This is a genomic window from Pseudoalteromonas sp. UCD-33C (assembly GCF_001306895.1).
Lineage (GTDB): Bacteria > Pseudomonadota > Gammaproteobacteria > Enterobacterales > Alteromonadaceae > Pseudoalteromonas.
The window spans coordinates 1-513 of sequence record NZ_LJTB01000046.1; the positions used below are offsets into that span (position 1 = coordinate 1).

Genomic DNA, 513 nt, shown 5'->3' on the forward strand with positions numbered 1-513 from the left:
CAGAATGATGCGGTGAATACGTTCCCGGGCCTTGTACACACCGCCCGTCACACCATGGGAGTGGGTTGCTCCAGAAGTGGATAGTCTAACCTTCGGGAGGACGTTCACCACGGAGTGATTCATGACTGGGGTGAAGTCGTAACAAGGTAGCCCTAGGGGAACCTGGGGCTGGATCACCTCCTTATACGATTTAGAACTTATTTGTTCGTAGTGTCCACACAGATGATTGTTAGTTAGCTAAGCCGCTTGGTTTAACTAATTAATATGCTCTTTAAAAATTTGGAAAGCTGATATTAAAATTCTTATAGATAACATTGTTATTTATAAAGAGTTTTCAAAAGTAAAAAATATGCCATTAATCGAAAGATTAATTGGTATCTACTTTAGTATTCTCATCATTATTTGATGAATTAACTTCTGGCGAAGTTAACAGCTGTCACTAACAAAGACCCGTTTGGGTTGTATGGTTAAGTGACTAAGCGTACACGGTGGATGCCTTGGCAGTTGGAGGCG

At 41.3% G+C, this 513-nt stretch carries 1 rRNA gene; it reads left to right on the forward strand.

Annotated elements, in window-relative coordinates:
* Positions 1-184, forward strand: a 16S ribosomal RNA gene (locus AOG26_RS20385); the annotation flags it as partial.
* Positions 185-513: the final 329 nt, after the last annotated feature.